Below are 19,953 nucleotides of genomic sequence, written 5' to 3' on the forward strand. Positions count from 1 at the left end.
AGGGCCAAAAAACGGTCGCCATTCTGACCGATCGGTCGAGTCGGCGTTACCGGCCCCGCACTTTTGCGAGGCGCAAGTGGGTGGAAAATACCCACTGCGGTGCAAAACCGCTCGCCTGAAACGCCCGAGCTAGAGCCTCCCAAGCGAACAATCAATTCTGTTGATTATTACCATTGTGTTTATGAACTTTTATATCGACTTATCGAGAGTAGCATTAGCTTCGTACCCACTTTATCGCCCTCCCAAGGAGCAACCCATCATGAAACGCCAACTTCTGTTCAGTCTTACCCTCTCGATGCTGGCCAGCACCGCTTTCGCTCTGCCAGCCGCCGACCAGGCTACCCCGCAAGTGAAATCCAGCCACTCGGTGTTCAGCCAGACTGTTGCCGCTGACGGTTCTGACCGCACTCCACAAGGCCAGACTCTGGCTGAAAACGGTCGTAACCGCCTGGAAGAAAAAGGTCTGGTTCAAGATGGCTATGACAAGACCCCACAAGGTCAAACCGTAGCTGAAGGCGGCCGTGATCGTCTGGAAGAAAAAGGTCTGGTTCAAGACGGCTCGGATCGCACTCCACAAGGTCAAACCCTTGCTGCCGATGGTTCCGATCGCACCCCACAAGGCCAGACCCTGGCTGCTGATGGTTCCGACCGCACTCCACAAGGCCAAACCCTGGCTGCAGATGGCTACGACAAAACCCCACAAGGTCAAACCCTGGCCGAAGGTGGTGGTGACCGCGTGATCGAACGCAACAGCGCTTTGAGCTAAGCCCGTGGCGGCCTGGAAAAAAAGCCCAATCCCCGGATTGGGCTTTTGACTTTTCAGCAGCCTGTATAAAGAAGTCGCGATTTCCCGCTTCCATCTCCCCCGCTGCCGTTCGACGCCGACAAAGCCGATTTGCTAGAGTGCGGCGCTTGTCTTGCCTAAGAACACACCCTTGCGATGCTGCCCCGCGCCGAACAGAAACAACAGACCCGCAACGCCCTGATGGACGCTGCCCGCCACTTGATGGAAAGCGGCCGAGGATTCGGCAGCCTGAGCCTGCGTGAAGTGACGAAAACCGCTGGCATCGTGCCCACCGGTTTCTACCGGCATTTCGCCGACATGGACGAACTCGGCCTGGTACTGGTCAGCGAAGTCGGCCAGACCTTCCGCGAAACCATCCGCCTGGTGCGCCATAACGAATTCGTCATGGGCGGGATCATCGATGCGTCGGTGCGGATCTTCCTTGACGTGGTCAGCGCCAACCGTTCGCAGTTCCTGTTTCTGGCCCGTGAGCAGTACGGTGGATCGCTGCCGGTGCGGCAGGCGATTGGCCGTTTGCGTGAAAACATCAGTTCCGACCTGGCGGCGGATCTGGCCTTGATGCCCAAGCTGCAGCATCTCAATCGTGAGGGCCTGAGTGTGATGGCCGACCTGATCGTCAAATCGGTGTTCGCCACCCTGCCGGACATCATCGACCCGCCGGCCGAAGCCCTGCCCGAGCATCTGACGCCCCAGGCGAAGATCACCCAGCAGCTGCGCTTCATCTTTATCGGGTTGAAGCACTGGCAAGGGCTCGGGAGTACCGAGTAAGCAGACCAAAATCGCAGCCTGGAGCTGCGATTTTTTTTGCGCCGTAAATTGGTGCATGTAAAAACCTTCATGCACCAAAACACCTCACAATCCTGCAACATCTTGAAACATCCGCTAGGCTCCGACAGGGTTTTCCTACGTCTCGTCCGATTGGCAAGCCCCTTGCTCTAGCCTGAGCATTGTCCATAGCAGGAAGCTTTCCGATGCTGGTGATTCATCGCAGAATCGACCCTCAACCCGTCTGGGCCGCCGAGTTGCACCTGACTTTCGAAGCCCGGAGCAAAAGCCGCCTGCGCTGTTTCAGTGCCGAAGGCGAAGACGTCGGATTGTTTCTGGAGCGCGGCCAGCCGCCGCTGCATGACGGCGAATGCCTGCAAGCCGAAGATGGGCGGATCGTCCGGGTCTGCGCCCGCCCCGAACAACTGCTGCACGTCACCTGCGCCAACGCCTTCGAACTGACCCGCGCGGCCTATCACCTGGGCAATCGCCACGTCGCGCTGCAAGTCGGTGACGGATGGTTGCGTCTGCTCGACGATTACGTACTCAAGGCGATGCTTGAACAACTGGGCGCGCAGGTCGAATCCATCGAAGCCCCGTTCCAGCCGGAACACGGCGCCTACGGTGGCGGCCATCACCATTCGCGACACGGTGACGAGGACTTCAACTACGCGCCGAAACTCCACCAGTTCGGCGTCCGTTTGTGAACCCGGCCTGGGCGCTGCTGCGCCTGGCCAGTCCGCAACTGCCGATTGGCGGCTACAGCTATTCCCAAGGCCTGGAGATGGCGGTGGATAACGGCCGCGTCGACAGTCCGGACAGCGCCCGGCGCTGGATCAGCGATCAATTGCTGCTCAATCTCGCGCGGTTCGAAGCGCCCATGCTGCTTGCCCACTGCCAGAGCGCAGCGGACGAAAACTGGGATGAATTGCGCAAACTCTGCGAAAGCCACCGCGCCAGCCGCGAAACCCGCGAACTGCATCTGGAGAGCCGGCAGATGGGCTACTCGTTGCAGCAATTGCTCAACGGCTTGCCCGAACTCGATCAGGCAGCGCGGGACTTTCTCGAACACTGCGCCGAACCGCACCTTGCCCTGTGCTGGGCACTGGCGGCCCGCGCCTGGCAGATCAGCCCGCAGGACGCCCTCGCCGCGTGGCTGTGGAGCTGGCTGGAAAACCAGCTCGCGGTGCTGATGAAAACCCTGCCGCTGGGCCAGCAAGCCGCCCAGCGCCTGACCAGCGAACTGCTGCCGCTGCTGCAACAGGCGCAGCAGGACGCCACCCGAATCAATCCCGAACACCTCGGCAGCGCCGCGTTCGGCCTGTCCCTGGCGTGCATGGCCCATGAGCGCCAGTACAGCCGCCTGTTCCGTTCCTAGGGCCTTTTATCTGGAGAATCACATGAACACACAACCCCTTCGCGTCGGCATTGGCGGCCCGGTCGGTTCCGGCAAAACCGCGTTGACCCTGGCCCTGTGCCTGGCGCTGCGCGAACGCTACAACCTGGCGGTGGTCACCAACGACATCTACACCCGCGAAGACGCCGACTTTCTGGTTCGCAATGAAGCGCTGGCGCCGGAACGCATCATCGGCGTGGAAACCGGTGGCTGCCCGCACACGGCGATTCGCGAAGACGCCTCGATCAACCTTGAAGCGGTGGATCAACTGAACCGGCGTTTTCCGGGGCTTGACCTGATTCTGGTGGAGTCCGGCGGCGACAACCTTTCCGCCACCTTCAGCCCGGAACTGTCCGACCTGACCATCTACGTGATCGACGTGTCGGCCGGCGACAAGCTGCCGCGCAAGGGCGGGCCCGGCATTTGCAAATCCGACCTGCTGGTGATCAACAAGATCGACCTCGCGCCGCTGGTCGGCGCCTCGCTGGAGATGATGAACAGCGACACCCAACGCATGCGCAACGGCAAGCCGTTCGTGTTCAGCAACCAGAAAACCGGTCAGGGCCTGGAAGACATCATCGCCTTCATCGAACGCCAGGGCCTGCTGACTGCAGCCTGATTCATTGATCAACACGGAAGCTTATTTATGACACTCAAACGCATTCTCGGCGCCGTCGCGCTACTGCTGACCCCGGCACTGGCCTTCGCCCACCCCGGCCACGGCGACTCTGGCCTGGTGGCCGGTATCAGCCACCCGATCGGCGGCCTCGACCATTTGCTGGCGATGGTGGCCGTCGGTCTGTGGGCGGCGCAGCAGCAAGGCGCGGCACGCTGGGCGCTGCCGTGCACCTTCGTCGGCACCATGCTGATCGGCGGCCTGCTCGGGTTTGAAGGGTTGGAGTTGCCGGCGCTGGAAAGCGGGATTGCTGCCTCGGTGCTGGCGCTGGGTCTGGCGGTGGCGCTGGCGGTGCGTCCGCCATTGGTGATGGCGGTAGCGGCTACGGCGCTGTTTGCGCTGTTCCATGGCGTGGCTCATGGCCTGGAGTTGCCAGACATGTCGAGCCCATGGGCGTATGCCGCCGGTTTCGTGGTCGCGACGGCTGCACTGCATGCAACGGGCTATGCGGTCGTGCGTTTTCTGCCTCAGGCGGCCGCGCCGCTGGTGCGACTGGCCGGAGCAGCTTCGGCGGTGACCGGCGCGTGGTTGCTGGCCGGCTGAATGGCACCTCTGATCGTTCCCGCGCATGGCGCGGGAACGATCGATCGCCACTCTCTGCTACCATGTCGCGCAATCGCCCCTGCCGTGACGACGTCCGCCCATGCCCCACGCTTCCCGCTCCACCTCCCTGCCTGAATTGACCACCCTGTTCGGTGAAGTGCAACAGCACTTTCTGGACGTGATCGTGCCCCTTTGGCAAGGACCGGGCTGGAACGCCGACATGGCGTTGCCTTACGAGGCGCTGGACGCCGCGCATCAGCCGCTGCCACCGCAGCGCTATCGGGCCATGGCCTGCGCACGGCAGCTGTATCTGTTTTCCAGCCTGATCGGGGTTGTGGATAACGCCGAAGCTCGGGCGGCCGCGCTGTTCCGTTCCCTGCAACGGCACTTCCACGATGCCGAGCACGGCGGCTGGTTCTACAGCATCGATCCGCAGGGCAAACCGCTGGATCAGCGCAAGGATCTCTACACCCACGCCTTCATCCTGTTCGCTTGCGCGCATTACTGGGAAAAGTCCCGCGAGCCCTTGGTCGAATCGACCCTGAACGCTGCGCTGGAAGTCATCGGCCGACGTTTCGCCACCGGTGACGGCCTCTATGAAGCCTGCCTCGACCGTGACTGGATTACCCTAGAAACCGGCCCGCTGCAAAACCCATTGATGCACCTGGCCGAAGCCTTCCTGGCCACGCTGGCCGTGCGCGAAGATGCACAGGTCAAGCAAGCGCTGAGCGAGTTATGCACAGCCATGCACAAGCGTTTCGTCGATCCGCAACATGGCGTGCTGATGGAAAAACCGCTGGGGGCTGTGGATAACTGGTATGAGCCGGGCCATCAGTTCGAGTGGTATTTCCTGCTGGAGTCCTCGCCCCTGCTGCGCGGTTCGAAACTGCATGCCGCCCTGGACCGGGCCTTTGCGTTCACCGAGCAGTTCGGTGTGGTGCAGCCGTCCGGTGCCGTGCGGGCCATGCTCGATCTGAATAGGGACGGACGCCCGAAAGATTCGACCCAGCGCATCTGGGCCCAGGCCGAATATCTGCGCGCGCTGACACTGCGTCCGGACAGCGAAACCGCCGTGCTGCGCCAGTTGCAGGCGTTGCAGCAGCGCTTCCTGCATGCGGGTGGCTGGAACGAGTGCCGCGACGAACAGGGCGAGGTCAGCCGCAAGGACATGCCGTCGACCACGCCGTATCACTTGGCGACCTGCTATCGCGGCCTCGCCGACTATCTGAGCTGACAGCCGTGGCGAGGGAGCCAGCTCCCTCGCCACACAACATCAGGCAATCCACTTCCTGTCGCCAGTGAAGCTGATGGTCAGCCAGCGCGCCGCATCCGGTTTGCCCAGCTTCGCGGAAATCGCCTCACGCAGCACATCCAGCTGGCCGACGCTCTGCAGTCGGTAATCCGCCGGCAACACCACATGAATCTCGATGAACCGCGCCCGCCCGTGCTTCTGCACGTAAGACACGTAGTCATCAAAACCATGTTCGACCTTGGCCGCGTCCATTACCTGACGGACTTGGTCGTCCAGCGTGTCCGGCGCAATACCGAGCACGTCACGCAGCGCCGGGCCAAGGATCTTGAAGGCCGGCGGCAGCATGGTCAGGGCCAGCACGATGAGAATCAGCGGGTCGACAAATTTCGCCCACTCGCCATAACCCTGGGACTTGAGCAGCAGCGCCGCGAGGAAACTGATCAACAGGCCCACCGACAGCATCGCATCCACCAGCCAACTGATGTTGTCGAACTGGATCAGGCTCGACTTGAGCTTGCGATTACGGTGGCGCACGTAGAAGAAGTAGGCGAACTCGACAACGGTAAACACCGCCGCGTAGATGATCACCAGGCCCAGCTCGATTTCACGACCGCCGTTGATGATGCCGAACACGCCGTTGAGAAACGCATAGATCGCGATCAGCAGCAGGAAACTGCCCTCGATCAGCAGCACCATTGGCTCCAGATGCCAGAAACCGAACTGGAAGCGCTGGTTGCTTTGCTTGGCGATGAGCTTCGCCGTGATCAACATCAGGACTTTGATGAACGTTGCAATCAACGAAAAAAAGCCATCGAACAGGATGGACTGGGAACCCGAAACAAAACCGGTGACGATCCCGGCGATCGCCACGGCGAACATCAGGATGGTCGATTGTTTGAGCAGCGACTGCTCACCTCGGTTACTCACTTGAACTCCTCGAAAAACCTTGAAAACCGCAGGGTGCGGCGGGGTTGTTGAGGGATGAGTCTACCTTACTGCCAGATTCTGGCCGATTTGCCCTCTTCGCCAGCCCGCTGGCGAAGAGAACAAAACCGTATCAAGCCTTGTTACGCTCGATGGCAAAACCCGCCCAGGTCTGGCTCACCGGCATCAGCTCCAGGCTGTTGATGTTGATGTGCGCCGGTGCGTTCAGCACCCAGAAGATGGTCTCGGCAATGTCCTGCGGCTGGATCGGCTCGGCACCGGCGTAGGTCGCGTCGTAACGCGCCTGATCGCCCGCGAAACGCACCAGCGAGAACTCGCTCTCGCACAGGCCCGGTTCGATGTTGCTGACGCGTACGCCGGTGCCCTGCAAATCGCAGCGCAGGTTCAACGAGAACTGCTTAACGAACGCCTTGGTCGCACCGTAAACGTGGCTGCCTGGGTACGGGTAGTTACCGGCGATGGAACCGAGGTTGACGATACCGGCGCCGCGACCGTGGGCGATCAGGCGTGGCAGCAACAGGCGAGTGCTGTACATCAGGCCTTTGACGTTGGTGTCGACCATGGTGTCCCAATCGTCGAGGTCGCACTTCGGTGCAGGGTCCACGCCCAGCGCGAGACCTGCGTTGTTGATCAGGCCGCGCAGCTTGGCGAAGGACGGCGGCAGGTTGGCAATCGCCTCCTCCATCGCCTTGCGATCACGCACGTCCAGCACCAGGCCATGCACTTCGGTCTGCTTCGACAGCTCCGCACACAGCGCGTTGAGGCGTTCTTCACGACGACCGGTCAGCACCAGTTTCCAGCCGGCCTCGGCAAAACGACGGGCACAGGCTTCACCAAAACCGGACGTCGCGCCGGTGATAAACAGGGTGTTGGACATCGTGTTCTCCTTGCTTCGGCCACCCGGGGCAGCCATTGGAATAGAAAATCAGCAGGCAGCATGCCCGGCCCCGCATTCACGAGCAACCACCGACTGGCGTGCATTTCTGCTCATAATTTGATCAACCCTCGCAACGCCTTGAGTGGCGTGGCCTGTAGCCACATGCACGCACGTTATCCACAAGCCCTTCCACAGTTTCCGGGGGCAAGTGGAAATGCGCAAAGCCACGCCACACAAGGCTTTGCGCCGCAAAAGCAAAGTTTTTTGCTTGACCCTGATCCGCCGATTGTGCCGGGCAAGGCATTTTGCACGACCGACCGGTCACCGCCGTGATTGCGCAGGGCCAGTAATCACGGCCCTTAGCGCAGTCTTTCCAGAGTTTAATCACAGACTTATCCACAGGCTTGCGCTCATGCATTCGCCTGTTTTGCCGTGGCCATAAAAAGGTTGACAAACGAACCCTCAGCAACTGGTAAAAGGCCTGTTCAAAAAACAACCACAGGCCTGCAAGCCACGGTTTGAAAGGCTCTCAGCCAGCTACTCCCACGTTATTCACAGCCGGCTCCACAGCAAACGGGGACAAGTCAAAACTGTGGAAAAACAGCGATTTGCAGCGTCTATATGTCGCGCTTTGGCAGGTTGGGGATTTTGTTTTCCACAATTTCGGGAATGGCGTGGATCGTGATGGATTCTGGATACAAAAAAGCCCCGGGACTGGCGTCTCGGGGCTCTGTATCGCTGTGGAAAACCTGAAAACTCAGTGCCCGCCGAGATAGGCGTTACGCACCTCTTCATTCACCAGCAGTTCCTTTCCGGTACCCGTCAGGCGGATCTCGCCGTTGACCATCACGTACGCCCGGTCGGACAGTTTCAACGCATGGTTGGCGTTCTGCTCGACAAGGAAAATGGTCATGCCGGTTTTCGCCAGTTCCCGCAGGGTTGCGAAGATCTGTTTCACCACGATCGGCGCCAGCCCCAGGCTCGGCTCATCCAGCAGCAACAGCTTGGGACGGCTCATCAGCGCCCGGGCAATGGCGAGCATCTGCTGTTCGCCGCCGGACATGGTCATTGCGCGCTGAGTGCGACGCTCTTCAAGCCGCGGGAACAGCTCGAACATGCGCTGCATGTCTTCCTTGGCGTACTTGTCGCCAATCGGGATGGTGCCCATCAGCAGGTTTTCCTCGACGGTCATGTCGGGGAACACCCGCCGCCCTTCCGGCGACTGCGCGATGCCGTTGGAGGCGATGTAGTGCGATGACTTGTGGGTGATGTCCACGCCTTGATAAACGATCTGTCCGCCTGCCGCCCGTGGCTGGCCGAAGATCGACATCAGCAGCGTCGACTTGCCCGCGCCGTTGGAGCCGATCAGGCTGACGGTTTCCCCTTCGTTGATCTGCAGCGAAACGCCTTTGAGGGCCTGGATCGGGCCGTAGAACACGTCCAGATCCTTGAGTTCGAGGATGGGTTGCGTCATACGACTTCCTCTTCGTCGGCGCCCAGGTAAGCCGCAATCACCTTCGGATCGTGGCGGATAGCCTCCGGACCGCCCTCGGCGATGACGATGCCGTGGTCCAGCACCACGATGTGATCGGAAATGCTCATTACCATGCCCATGTCGTGTTCGATCAGCACCACGGTCAGATCGTGCTCGTCGCGCAGCAGCCGGATCATCGCGCTCAGCGCTTCGGTTTCCTGAGGGTTGAGGCCGGCGGCCGGTTCGTCGAGGCAGATGATCTGCGGCCGAGTGCACATGGCCCGGGCAATCTCCAGACGGCGTTGCTGGCCGTAGGACAGTTCACCGGCCAGACGGTTGGCGCAGTCCACCAGATCCACCACTTCCAGCCAGTAGAACGCGCAGTCCAGCGCATCGCTTTCGGCCTTGCGATAGCCCTTGGTGTTGAGGATGCCGGCCAGCATGTTGCGGTTGACCCACATGTGCTGGGCCACCAGCAGGTTTTCCAGCACCGACATTTCCTTGAACAGGCGAATGTTCTGGAACGTCCGGGCCAGACCCGCGCGGTTCACCAGGTGGGTGCCGCCGAACATCTTGTAGTACAGACGACTGGCAAAGTTTTTCGGCGAGACGAAGTCGGTCGGCTTGAACGACTCGCCCAGCAACTTGATGACGTTGGTCTGCTGGCCACGCACGTTGAGTTCGATCTTGCCGCCAGAGGCCTTGTAGAACCCGGTCAGGCAGTTGAACACCGTGGTCTTGCCGGCGCCGTTGGGGCCGATCAGGGCGAAGATCGAATTGCGTTTGACCTTCAGGCTGACGTCGCTCAAGGCCTTGATGCCACCGAAGTGCATCATCAGTTTTTCAACAGAGAGTACGACTTCACTCATGGCGCAGTCCTCTCATAGTGAATGGCACCTTTGCGTGGAGTGACCCCGGTACGGCTGATGCGGATCAGCCCGCGAGGTCGCCAGATCATCATCAACACCATCAGGATCCCGAACAGCAGCACGCGGTATTCGGCGAAGCCGCGCAGCAGTTCCGGAGCAACGGTCAGCACGAACGCTGCGATCACCACACCGATGGTCGACCCCATGCCGCCGAGCACGACGATGGCGAGGATCAGCGCCGATTCGAAGAAGGTGAACGAGGTCGGGTTGACGAAGCCTTGATAGGTGGCGAAGAACACACCTGCCAGACCGGCGGTGGATGCACCGATAGTGAACGCCGAGAGCTTGACCAGCACGTGGTTGAGGCCCATCGAGCGGCAGGCGATCTCGTCTTCACGCAGGGCTTCCCAGGCGCGACCGACCGGCATCTTCACCAGACGATGCTTGATGTACAGCACGGCCAGCACCACCAGGAACAACACCGCATAGATGAAGTAATACTTCACGTCCGGGTTGTAGGCGATGCCGAAGAACTCGTGGAACGGCACCCCGCCATCCTTCGCCCGCTTGCCGAATTCCAGGCCGAAGAAGGTCGGCAGTGGTGCCGGCATGCCGTTCGGACCGCCGGTCAGGGACAGCCAGTTGTTGAGGATCAGACGGATGATTTCACCGAAACCGAGGGTCACGATCGCCAGGTAGTCGCCGTGCAGTCGCAACACCGGGAAACCGAGGATGCATCCGGCCAGCCCGGCGGTGATCGCCGCCAGCGGCAGCACGGTCCAGAAGCCCAGGCCGAGGTACTGATAACCGAGCGCCAGACCGTAGGCACCGATGGCGTAGAACGCCACGTAACCGAGGTCGAGCAGGCCGGCCAGACCGACCACGATGTTCAGTCCCAACCCCAGCAACACGTAGATCAACCCGAGGATGACCACGCCCAGCAGGTAGGAGTTGGAAACGAACGGCACGGCCACGGCCAGCACGATCAGCAGCGGGATGATCCAGCGCAGCCTGGATTTGTGATCGGCGGGCAGCACATGCACGCCGGAACCGGTGCTCTCGAATCCTTCGAGGATTTTCAGGCCCTTGGGGGTTTGCAGGAACAGGCTGAGGGCAAACCGGCCGGCCATGACGATGGCAATGATCCACGCCACGCGGGTCGGTTCGAGGTTGAAGCTGTAGCCATCGAGAACGACGCCGACAATCGGCCCGAACACGATCAGGGCAATCAGACCGGCGAGAATCGCCTCAACCAGGCTTTTTTTGACATCAATGGATTTTGTAGTGGTTGAAGACATCGCTTACACCTTCGACACAAGAGGACGGCCCAGCAGGCCCTGAGGCCGGAAGACCAGAACAAGTACGAGCAGCGAGAAGCTGAACACGTCTTTGTAGTCGGAGTTGACCAGGCCCGAGAACAGCGACTCGGAGATCCCGAGGATGATCCCGCCGAGCATGGCGCCAGGCAGCGAGCCGATCCCGCCGAGCACCGCAGCGGTGAACGCCTTGATGCCGATGACGAAGCCTGCGTAGAAGTCGAACGTGCCGTAGTTCATGGTGATCAGCACGCCGGCCAGGGCCGCCATCGCTGCACCGATGATGAACACGTAGGAAATCACGCGGTCGGTGTTGATCCCCAGAATCGAAGCCATCTTGCGGTCTTGCTGGGTCGCGCGGCACATGCGGCCGAGCTTGGTGTACTTGATCACGTAGGTCAGCAGGCCCATCCCGACGAACGCCGCGACGAGAATGAAGATCTTGGTGTAGGTCAGCTGGACGAAGCCCGAGCCGACGTCGATGCGCCAGGCACCGGTGAGCAGCGTCGGAACACCCTGTTGACGGGCGCCCTGACTGATCTGGGCATAGTTTTGCAGAATCAGGGAGATACCGATGGCGCTGATCAGCGGTGCCAGTCGGGTGGAGTTGCGCAGTGGTTTGTAGGCGATGCGTTCGATGACCCAGCCATACACCCCCGTGACGACGATGGTGAAGACCAGTGTGCCGAGCATCAGCAGCGGGAAGGATTCGATACCGAAGTAAGCCAGCAGAGCCAGACTGATTGCCGCGAGGTAAGCGGAAATCATGTAAACCTCGCCGTGGGCGAAGTTGATCATGCCGATGATGCCGTAGACCATTGTGTAGCCGATGGCGATCAGGCCATAGACCGACCCGAGGGTCAGGCCGTTGACCAGTTGCTGCAGGAAAATACCATCCATAACGCAATCTCACGCAGTGAGAACCTGCACACCCTGGGGCGCGCGGTTCTTCTAGGAAAAATACAGATGTACGTCGGAGCAATGTCAGCCACGACCGGGCTGGCCCCCACAGAATTTCTGCAGAGGTCAGCCGATCGCGTCAGCCCTTACTTCTGTTTTTCCAGCTGGTGATATTTGCCGGTCGCGTCCCACTGGTAGACCACGTAGTCGGACACTTTCAGGTCGCCCTTGGCGTCCCAGGTCTTCTCGCCCATCACGGTTTTCACAGGGTTGGCTTTCAGCCATTTGGCAGCGTCTTCGCCCTTGTTGGACTTGGCGCCGTTGAAGCCCGCAGCCAGTGCCTGAACCGAAGCGTAGGCGTACAGGGTATAGCCTTCAGGCTCGGTGCCGGCCTTGCGGAAGGCATCCACTACAGTCTTGCTTTCCGGCAGCAGGCGCGGATCGGCGCCGAAGGTCATCAGCACGCCGTCGACGTATTGCGGGCCGCCAGCGGTGGTCACCAGTTCGTCGGTCACGATGCCGTCGTCAGACATGAACTTCACGTCTTTCAGGCCTTCTGTACGCAGTTGCTTGACCAGTGGACCGGCTTCCGGGTGCAGGCCGCCGAAGTAGACCACGTCGGCACCGGCCGCGCGGATCTTGGTGACCACGGCGCTGAAGTCTTTCTCGCCACGGGTCAGGCCTTCGTACAGCACCGGCGTCACGCCGCGCTTGGTCAACTGTGCCTTGGTCGCATCGGCCAGGCCCTGACCGTAGGTGTCCTTGTCGTGCAGCACGGCCACTTTCTTGCCCTTGAGCACGTCGACGATGTAGTCGCCGGCGACGATGCCTTGCTGGTCGTCACGCCCGCACATACGGAACATGGCGCTCAGACCGCGCTCGGTCACTTGCGGGTTGGTGGAACCCGGCGTGATCGCAATGATGCCGGCTTCGTCGTAGATCTCCGACGCAGGAATGGTGGAGGACGAGCAGAAGTGGCCAACCACACCGGCGACTTTCTGGTTGGTGAGGTCCTTGGCGACCGTCACCGCCTGTTTCGGTTCGCAGGCGTCATCGCCTTTGACCAGGACGATTTTCTCCCCGTTGACGCCGCCCGCCGCGTTGACCGCATCGGCCGCCGCTTGTGCCCCCTTCATGTACTGCTCGCCAAATGCCGCGTTGGCGCCAGTCATAGGGCCCGCCACACCGATTTTCACATCAGCTTGTGCAAACGCAGAAACACCCAGCGCAGTAGCCACTGCGAGGGCCAGAAAGCCTTTCTTGTAAAACGTCTGGGACATGAGGTGGTGCTCCAAGGTTTTTTTTAGTTGGCACTGCGACTTCACTGGATTGCTCAGAGCAAGGGCCGTGCCATCGGTTTTTTATTCTTCAAAAAGTCGCTGCTTTCTTGTTATTTCGACTGTTTCGTTCCCATTTTCATTGGGCGTGCAACCGTCTAAACCGCGGAAGGTGAAACCATTTATTTTTTCAGGCGCAACCCGCACGCGCCATCATTGCAACCGCGGCGCCAAACGACGTGCAACCAGCCTGTAACAGCCCGCGTCACCGAACTGCACACTGCTGGTGCGGGACTGCTACAACCCGCACCATTACAGGCTAGTCGCTACGCCGAAAAGCGCCGCTTCACGCAACATATTTCAACACTCAAATGACAATGCGCAGGCACTGGCCCGCGTGATACAGCGAGAACCCGGCCTCGTACAGACAACTGCGCAAACCCACGCCCGCCAGGGGCTGCATCGGTGCAAAGGGAATCGGCAACGCCTGAGGATTTCCGTTACACAGGTAGTCGGCGAAGGCTTTGCCGACCACGGTGCCGGTGGTCACGCCACGGCCGTTGTAACCGGTGACGGCCACCAGTCCCGGCGCGGGCTCGAACAGGCGCATCAAATGATCGGGAGTAAAAGCGATGCGCCCGGTCCAGGTGCATTCCCACTCCACAGGCTTGAGGTTGGGGAAGTAATGCTGCTGCACCCGGTCGGCCCAGGCCTTGAGGAACCAGGTCGGTTTCTGATTGCCGTTGCCAAGGCTGCCCAGCAACAGACGCCCGTCCTTGTCGCGGCGGATGCTGCTCAGCACCTGGCGGGTATCCCACGAGCCCTGCCCGCCCGGGAGGATTTCCTGGGCAGCGTCTTCGGTGAGCGGCACCGAAGCGACCTGATAGTAGTAACCGGGGAAGAAATTGCGTTTGAGTTCGGTCCAGTCGCCTTCGGTGTAGGCGTTGGAAGCGATCACCACTTGTTCGGCGAGCACCGAACCCTGCTCGGTCTGCACCGACCATTGCTGACCCTGACGCTCAAGGCGCGTGACCGGGGAGTGATCGAACATCTTTCCGCCAAGGCTGATGACAGCGTTGGCCAGCCCGGTGACATAAGCCATCGGGTTGAGCGTGCCGGCACGCCGGTCGAGCAACGCGGCGGCAATCTTCTGCGTCCCGGTCGCCTGTTCACAGGCCTTGCCGGTCAGCAGTTCGACCGGCGCACCGCGGCGTTTCCACTGTTCTTCGCGACTGCGCAGATCCGCCTCACCCTTGGCGTTGTGCGCCATGTGCAGGGTGCCTTCGCGGCGCAACTGGCAATCGATGTTGTATTTATCCACGAGGCTGAACACCAGCGCCGGCGCCGCACCGAGCATGCGGTTGAGCTGACTGCCGACGGCCTCGCCGAACCCGGCCTCGATCTCGTCCGGCGGAATCCACATCCCGGCGTTGACCAGCCCGACGTTGCGCCCGGATCCGCCATGCCCGGCGCGATGGGCTTCGAGCACGCAGACGCTTTTGCCCTTCTCCAACAGATGCAGCGCCGCCGACAGCCCGGTAAACCCGGCGCCGATCACGCAGACATCGACTTTGACTTCGCCCCTGAGCGCCGTGTTATCCGGTCGTTGCGGCGTGAGTTTTTCCCACAGACATTCTTCGCGTAACGGCATTGCCAGACTCCAACAGAAACCTGCCAAACACACCAAAATGACCGTTCCCACGCAGAGCGTGGGAACGGTCGATAGCTTTGAGAAAACTGTCAGTCGAACGTAATGCCCTGCGCCAGCGGCAACTCCAGCGAGTAGTTCACGGTGTTGGTCTGGCGGCGCATGTAAGCACGCCACGCATCCGAGCCCGACTCGCGCCCACCACCCGTCTCTTTCTCGCCACCGAACGCGCCGCCGATTTCAGCGCCGCTCGGGCCGATGTTGACGTTGGCGATGCCGCAGTCACTGCCGACTGCCGACATGAATTTCTCGGCCTCGCGCACATCGGTGGTGAAGATGCACGACGACAGGCCTTGCGGCACCGCGTTGTTCAGGCGCAGCGCCTCTTCGAAGTCGCTGTAGCCAACCACGTACAGGATCGGCGCGAAGGTCTCGCTGCACACCACGTCGCTCTGCTCCGGCATTTCAACGATGGCCGGCGACACGTAGTAGGCATTCGGGAATTGATCTTCCAGTTGGCGCTTGCCGCCGAACACCCGGCCGCCCTCGCTCAGCGCTTGTTCCAGCGCGTCCTGCATGTTTTCGAAGCTGTGTTTGTCGATCAGCGGGCCGATCAGGTTGCCTTCCAGCGGGTGACCGATACGGACCTTGGAGTACGCGGCTTTGAGACGGGTGACGATTTCTTCTTTCACCGATTCATGGGCGATCAGGCGACGCAACGTGGTGCAACGCTGGCCGGCGGTGCCGACGGCGCTGAACAGGATGGCGCGCACGGCCATGTCCAGATCGGCGCTCGGGCCGAGGATCATTGCGTTGTTGCCGCCCAGTTCGAGAATGCTGCGGGCAAAGCGCGCGGCGACTTTCGGCGCCACTTCGCGGCCCATCCGGGTGCTGCCGGTGGCGCTGATCAGCGCGACACGCGGGTCATCCACCAGCGCTTCGCCGGCATCGCGACCGCCGATGATCACCTGACAGAGATTGGCCGGCGCATCGCTGAAGTTCTTCACCACACGATCAAACAGCGCCTGACAGGCCAGTGCAGTCAGTGGGGTTTTCTCCGAAGGCTTCCATACCACCGGGTTACCGCAGACCAGCGCCAGCGTGGTGTTCCACGCCCACACCGCGACCGGGAAGTTGAACGCACTGATCACGCCGACCACGCCCAGCGGATGCCAGGTTTCACGCATGTGGTGGCCCGGGCGCTCGGAAGCGATGGTCAAACCGTACAACTGGCGGGACAGGCCGACGGCGAAGTCGCAGATGTCGATCATCTCCTGCACTTCACCCAGGCCTTCCTGAGTAATCTTGCCGGCCTCCCAGGAAACCAGTTCGCCAAGATCATTCTTGTACTCGCGCAGCACTTCGCCGAACTGACGCACCAGCTCGCCGCGACGGGGGGCCGGCACCTTGCGCCATTGTTCGAACGCATGATCTGCGCGACTGATGTGCTGCTCGACTTCGGCCGGGCCTTCCCAGTTCACGGCGGCGATGCGGCTGCCGTCGATGGGCGAATGCACCGGCACTTTGCCGTTTTGGTACAGGGCCGGGTTCACACCAAGACGATCAAGCAATGCGGCAACCATGGGTCACTCCTCAAGCAAAAAACTGAATGTGTGCGGGCGCGTTTTCACGACCGGGCAGACCTTTAGTTGTAGCGTCAGGAAGGCTGTGCAACAAACGACCTTTACGCGAGATATCATTCCGTTTATTCATGCTGCGCAGAAAGACAAGAAAAGGATCGCCCATGCTGAACAAACGCCACTTGCCGTCGATCACCGCGTTGCAGTGCTTCGAGGCCGTGACCCGGCACCTGAGTTTCACCCGGGCCGCCGAGGAACTGAACCTGACCCAGAGCGCCGTCAGCAAGCAGGTGGCGCAACTCGAAGAATTGTTACAGCACTTGTTGTTCCGTCGGGTACGCCGCCGTTTGCAGATGACCCCGGCCGGCGATCTGTACCTGGTGGAAGTCAGAAAAATCCTGACCCAGGTCGAGATGTCGACCCATTACCTGCGTTCCTACGGCGGCGAGACCGAAGTCCTGCGCGTCTCCACACCCTCGACCTTCGGCGCACGCTGGCTGGTGCCGCGCCTCAAGGGCTGGCGCCTGCGCCATCCGTCGATTCATCTGGACCTGTGCAACGAGCAGGAGGCCGATGACTTGCTGCAAGGGCGCAGCGACCTGGCGTTCTATTTCGGCCAGGGTTCACGCCCCGGCACCGAATGCCTGAAGTTGTTTGGCGAGGAACTGGTGCCGGTCTGCGCACCGAGCAGTCTGCCGGACACTCCGTTGACTGATCCAACGCAACTCACCGATCTGGTCCTGCTGCAGAATGCTTCGCGCCCACAGGCGTGGCACGACTGGTTCGACAGCCAGGGCTACCAGACCGAACACAGCTACCACGGCCCGCGTTTCGAAACCTTTTATATGTGCATCCGCGCCGCGCAGGTCGGCTGCGGCGTCGCCCTGTTACCAAGGTTTCTGGTGGAAGAGGAATTGGCCGACGGCAAACTGGTCATTCCCTGGCAGCATGCAATGCCCAGCACCGATGCGTATTACCTGGCCTACCCGGAACACGCGGCGGAAGTACCCAAGGTGCGGGATTTCGTGAAGTGGATGCTGGAGCAGATCGACAGTCCTGAGGCGGTCTGAGGCTCAGCGCAGGGATAAAAATCGCTGGCAATCCACACCCCGGATATGAGCCACTAGCGCCATTGATTGATACCGCGCCAATGCGCGGTCCGCCTGGAGACCCCGTTATGAGCGAGAGTGTGTTTGCCGATCGCATCGTGCAGAACCTGCTCGACACCGACTTCTACAAACTGACGATGATGCAGGCGGTGCTGCACAACTACCCCAACGTCGAAGTCGAATGGGAGTTTCGTTGCCGTAACAGTGAAGATCTGCGCCCCTATCTGGCGGAGATCCGCTTCCAGGTCGAGCGTCTGGCCGAGTTGAGCCTGAGCGCCGATCAGTTGAGTTTCCTTGAGCGCATCAGTTTCCTCAAACCTGACTTTCTGCGATTCCTCGGCCTGTTCCGCTTCAACCTGCGCTACCTGCACACCGGCATCGAGAACGGCGAACTGTTCATCCGTCTGCGCGGGCCGTGGCTGCATGTGATTCTGTTCGAAGTGCCGCTGCTGGCGATCGTCAGCGAAGTGCGCAACCGCTATCGCTACCGCGAAACCGTCCTGGAACAGGCCCGCGAACAGCTTTATCGCAAGTTCGACTGGCTGACGGCCAACGCCTCGACCGAAGAATTGTCGCAGTTGCAGGTCGCCGATTTCGGCACACGCCGGCGGTTTTCCTACCGCGTGCAGGAAGAAGTGGTGAACGTGCTCAAGCATGATTTCCCGGGGCGTTTCGTCGGCACCAGCAACGTGCACCTGTCCCGCGAACTGGACATGAAACCGCTGGGCACCATGGCCCATGAATGGATCATGGCCCACCAGCAACTCGGCCCGCGTCTGATCGACAGCCAGATTGCCGCACTCGATTGCTGGGTCCGCGAGTACCGCGGCCTGCTGGGGATCGCCCTGACCGACTGCATCACCACCGATGCCTTCCTCGGCGATTTCGATCTGTTCTTCGCCAAGCTGTTCGACGGCTTGCGTCATGATTCCGGGGATCCGGTGCAGTGGGGCGAAAAATGCATCGCTCACTATCACAAGCTCGGCATCGACCCGATGAGCAAGACCCTGGTGTTCTCCGACAGCCTGACGCTGCCCAAGTCGCTGGAGATCTTCCGCGCGCTGCGCGGTCGGATCAATGTCAGCTTCGGCATCGGCACCAACCTGACCTGTGACATTCCGGGTGTCGAACCGATGAGCATCGTGCTTAAAATGACCGCCTGTAACGGCCAACCGGTGGCGAAGATCTCGGACGAGCCGGGCAAGACCCACTGCAAAGACCCGAATTTCGTCGCCTATTTGCGACACGTTTTCCAGGTTCCTGCCGTTTCCAGCCTTTCTAGCAAGGAGTGAATTCATGCAAGCCGTACAGCGTGAGATTGCTGAACAGCTCAACGTTCAGCCGCCGTTCGCCGATTACCAGGCCCTCGAAGCGGAAGTCGCCCGACGCATCACCTTCATCCAGGACTGCCTGACCAATTCCGGGCTCAAGACCCTGGTACTGGGCATCAGCGGCGGCGTCGACTCGCTGACCGCAGGCCTGCTGGCCCAGCGCGCCATGCGTGAACTGCGCGAGCGCACCGGCGACAACGGCTACAAGTTCATCGCTGTGCGCCTGCCGTACGACGTGCAGTTCGATGAACACGACGCCCAGGCCTCGGTGGACTTCATCGCCCCGGACGAACGCCACACCGTCAACATCGGCCCGGCAGTGAAATCCCTGGCCGGCGAAGTCGCAGCCTTCGAAGGCAAGCACGCAGTGTCGGTGGATTTCGTGCTCGGCAACACCAAGGCGCGGATGCGCATGGTCGCTCAGTACACCATCGCCGGCGCGGCCCATGGCCTGGTGATCGGCACCGATCACGCGGCGGAAGCGGTGATGGGTTTCTTCACCAAGTTCGGTGACGGCGCCTGCGACCTGGCCCCGCTCAGCGGTCTGGTGAAAAATCAGGTCCGGGCCATCGCCCGCAGCTTCGGCGCGCCGGAATCGCTGGTGGAAAAAGTGCCGACGGCGGACCTGGAAGACCTGTCGCCGGGCAAACCGGACGAAGCCTCCCACGGCGTGACCTACGCCGAGATCGACGCCTTTCTGCACGGCGAGCCGGTGCGTCAGGAAGCGTTCGACATCATCGTCAACACGTACAAAAAGACCCATCACAAACGCGTCATGCCGTTTGCGCCTTGATGTCATGTGTAAAAGTGAGGCGCTTGTTCAAAGCGCCTCACTCAGCACAGGTCAGAAAGCTCGCTTCGATTACAAAAGCCACCGCTGAACTCTGTCACACGATATATACAATCCAGCTCTGCGAACGCTTTCCGTCAACCTCCGCCTGAAAGTAACGCTCACCCTCCGGCAGTTCTTCCAGCGTTACCTTCCATTTCCCTGCTGGATCCGTGGTCACTTTCCCACGGGGGAGAAAATCATCTTCGATGGTTACTTCCGCTAGACGATAGGCTTCGCCATAGACAATCAGTGTCCGATCAGAGGTTTTACCCTCCTGTTCGATCAAATTGTCCTTCAAATCCGTGACTTTGGTAATTTTCAGCTGAACGTTATCGGTCATGACCATCTCCTTCTTTCT

General features: G+C 60.7%; 20 protein-coding genes. 10 read left to right on the top strand and 10 right to left on the bottom strand.

Features of this window, described 5'->3' with window-relative positions; genetic code table 11:
* The first annotated feature begins 259 nt into the window (after positions 1-259).
* The 7 genes from AC3WRD_RS00460 to AC3WRD_RS00490 all read left to right on the top strand — a co-directional run bounded on the left by AC3WRD_RS00460 (position 260) and on the right by AC3WRD_RS00490 (position 5,419).
* Positions 260-766 carry a hypothetical protein gene (locus tag AC3WRD_RS00460; protein WP_096819789.1) on the top strand — a complete coding sequence of 169 codons (507 nt, stop codon included), beginning with the start codon at positions 260-262 and terminating at the stop codon, positions 764-766.
* A gap of 174 nt (positions 767-940) precedes the next feature.
* The gene (locus AC3WRD_RS00465; protein WP_096819790.1) at positions 941-1,573 is read left to right on the top strand and encodes a TetR family transcriptional regulator; all 633 of its coding nucleotides are present in this window, start codon (positions 941-943) and stop codon (positions 1,571-1,573) included.
* A 203-nt stretch (positions 1,574-1,776) separates the two neighbouring features.
* Complete coding sequence (ureE, locus tag AC3WRD_RS00470; protein ID WP_096819791.1) at positions 1,777-2,277, top strand: urease accessory protein UreE; 501 nt, start codon at positions 1,777-1,779, stop codon at positions 2,275-2,277.
* Positions 2,274-2,948, top strand: a complete 675-nt coding sequence (locus tag AC3WRD_RS00475) for an urease accessory protein UreF (RefSeq protein ID WP_102620117.1) — start codon at positions 2,274-2,276, stop codon at positions 2,946-2,948. The genes ureE and AC3WRD_RS00475 overlap by 4 nt, the downstream gene beginning before the upstream one ends.
* A gap of 22 nt (positions 2,949-2,970) precedes the next feature.
* A complete protein-coding gene (ureG, locus tag AC3WRD_RS00480; RefSeq protein WP_007950645.1) occupies positions 2,971-3,585 on the top strand; it encodes an urease accessory protein UreG in 615 nt (204 codons plus the stop codon).
* Positions 3,586-3,612: 27 nt separating this feature from the next.
* Complete coding sequence (locus AC3WRD_RS00485) at positions 3,613-4,185, top strand: HupE/UreJ family protein (protein ID WP_102620118.1); 573 nt, start codon at positions 3,613-3,615, stop codon at positions 4,183-4,185.
* Between the two features lie 100 nt (positions 4,186-4,285).
* Positions 4,286-5,419, top strand: coding sequence for an AGE family epimerase/isomerase (locus AC3WRD_RS00490; RefSeq protein ID WP_102620119.1), 1,134 nt, complete (start codon positions 4,286-4,288; stop codon positions 5,417-5,419).
* Between the two features lie 39 nt (positions 5,420-5,458).
* Here the strand turns inward: AC3WRD_RS00490 and AC3WRD_RS00495 are convergent, their stop codons facing one another.
* The 9 genes from AC3WRD_RS00495 to amaB all read right to left on the bottom strand — a co-directional run bounded on the left by AC3WRD_RS00495 (position 5,459) and on the right by amaB (position 16,326).
* Complete coding sequence (locus AC3WRD_RS00495; protein WP_102620120.1) at positions 5,459-6,364, bottom strand: cation diffusion facilitator family transporter; 906 nt, start codon at positions 6,362-6,364, stop codon at positions 5,459-5,461.
* A gap of 130 nt (positions 6,365-6,494) precedes the next feature.
* Positions 6,495-7,259, bottom strand: a complete 765-nt coding sequence (locus tag AC3WRD_RS00500) for an SDR family oxidoreductase (protein WP_007950653.1) — start codon at positions 7,257-7,259, stop codon at positions 6,495-6,497.
* Between the two features lie 757 nt (positions 7,260-8,016).
* Entirely contained in the window at positions 8,017-8,733 is a 717-nt protein-coding gene (locus AC3WRD_RS00505) for an ABC transporter ATP-binding protein (RefSeq protein WP_096819796.1), read from the bottom strand.
* A complete protein-coding gene (locus AC3WRD_RS00510; RefSeq protein WP_096819797.1) occupies positions 8,730-9,602 on the bottom strand; it encodes an ATP-binding cassette domain-containing protein in 873 nt (290 codons plus the stop codon). Before AC3WRD_RS00510 ends, AC3WRD_RS00505 begins: the two co-directional genes overlap by 4 nt.
* Positions 9,599-10,900, bottom strand: a complete 1,302-nt coding sequence (gene livM / locus AC3WRD_RS00515; protein ID WP_096819798.1) for a high-affinity branched-chain amino acid ABC transporter permease LivM — start codon at positions 10,898-10,900, stop codon at positions 9,599-9,601. Before livM ends, AC3WRD_RS00510 begins: the two co-directional genes overlap by 4 nt.
* A 3-nt stretch (positions 10,901-10,903) precedes the next feature.
* Entirely contained in the window at positions 10,904-11,818 is a 915-nt protein-coding gene (locus AC3WRD_RS00520) for an ABC transporter permease subunit (RefSeq protein ID WP_007950661.1), read from the bottom strand.
* 146 nt (positions 11,819-11,964) lie between these two features.
* The gene (locus AC3WRD_RS00525) at positions 11,965-13,098 is read right to left on the bottom strand and encodes a branched-chain amino acid ABC transporter substrate-binding protein (RefSeq protein ID WP_102620121.1); all 1,134 of its coding nucleotides are present in this window, start codon (positions 13,096-13,098) and stop codon (positions 11,965-11,967) included.
* A 364-nt stretch (positions 13,099-13,462) separates the two neighbouring features.
* The gene (amaA, locus tag AC3WRD_RS00530; RefSeq protein WP_102620122.1) at positions 13,463-14,746 is read right to left on the bottom strand and encodes an L-pipecolate oxidase; all 1,284 of its coding nucleotides are present in this window, start codon (positions 14,744-14,746) and stop codon (positions 13,463-13,465) included.
* A gap of 89 nt (positions 14,747-14,835) precedes the next feature.
* The gene (gene amaB / locus AC3WRD_RS00535; RefSeq protein WP_096819801.1) at positions 14,836-16,326 is read right to left on the bottom strand and encodes an L-piperidine-6-carboxylate dehydrogenase; all 1,491 of its coding nucleotides are present in this window, start codon (positions 16,324-16,326) and stop codon (positions 14,836-14,838) included.
* Between the two features lie 161 nt (positions 16,327-16,487).
* Here amaB and AC3WRD_RS00540 point away from each other — a divergent pair, with 161 nt between their 5' ends.
* The 3 genes from AC3WRD_RS00540 (at position 16,488) to nadE (ending at position 19,556) form a co-directional block, all read left to right on the top strand.
* Positions 16,488-17,393 carry a LysR family transcriptional regulator gene (locus AC3WRD_RS00540; protein WP_096819802.1) on the top strand — a complete coding sequence of 302 codons (906 nt, stop codon included), beginning with the start codon at positions 16,488-16,490 and terminating at the stop codon, positions 17,391-17,393.
* Positions 17,394-17,500: 107 nt separating this feature from the next.
* Positions 17,501-18,724, top strand: a complete 1,224-nt coding sequence (pncB, locus tag AC3WRD_RS00545) for a nicotinate phosphoribosyltransferase (protein WP_102620123.1) — start codon at positions 17,501-17,503, stop codon at positions 18,722-18,724.
* Positions 18,725-18,728: 4 nt separating this feature from the next.
* A complete protein-coding gene (gene nadE / locus AC3WRD_RS00550; RefSeq protein WP_096819803.1) occupies positions 18,729-19,556 on the top strand; it encodes an NAD(+) synthase in 828 nt (275 codons plus the stop codon).
* A gap of 94 nt (positions 19,557-19,650) precedes the next feature.
* On the opposite strand, the gene AC3WRD_RS00555 is transcribed toward nadE, so the two are convergent.
* On the bottom strand, positions 19,651-19,935 hold the full coding sequence (locus AC3WRD_RS00555; RefSeq protein ID WP_102620124.1) for a hypothetical protein: 285 nt from the start codon (positions 19,933-19,935) through the stop codon (positions 19,651-19,653).
* Between the last annotated feature and the right edge of the window lie 18 nt (positions 19,936-19,953).

The sequence above is a fragment of the Pseudomonas sp. FW215-R2 genome, from assembly GCF_058789255.1.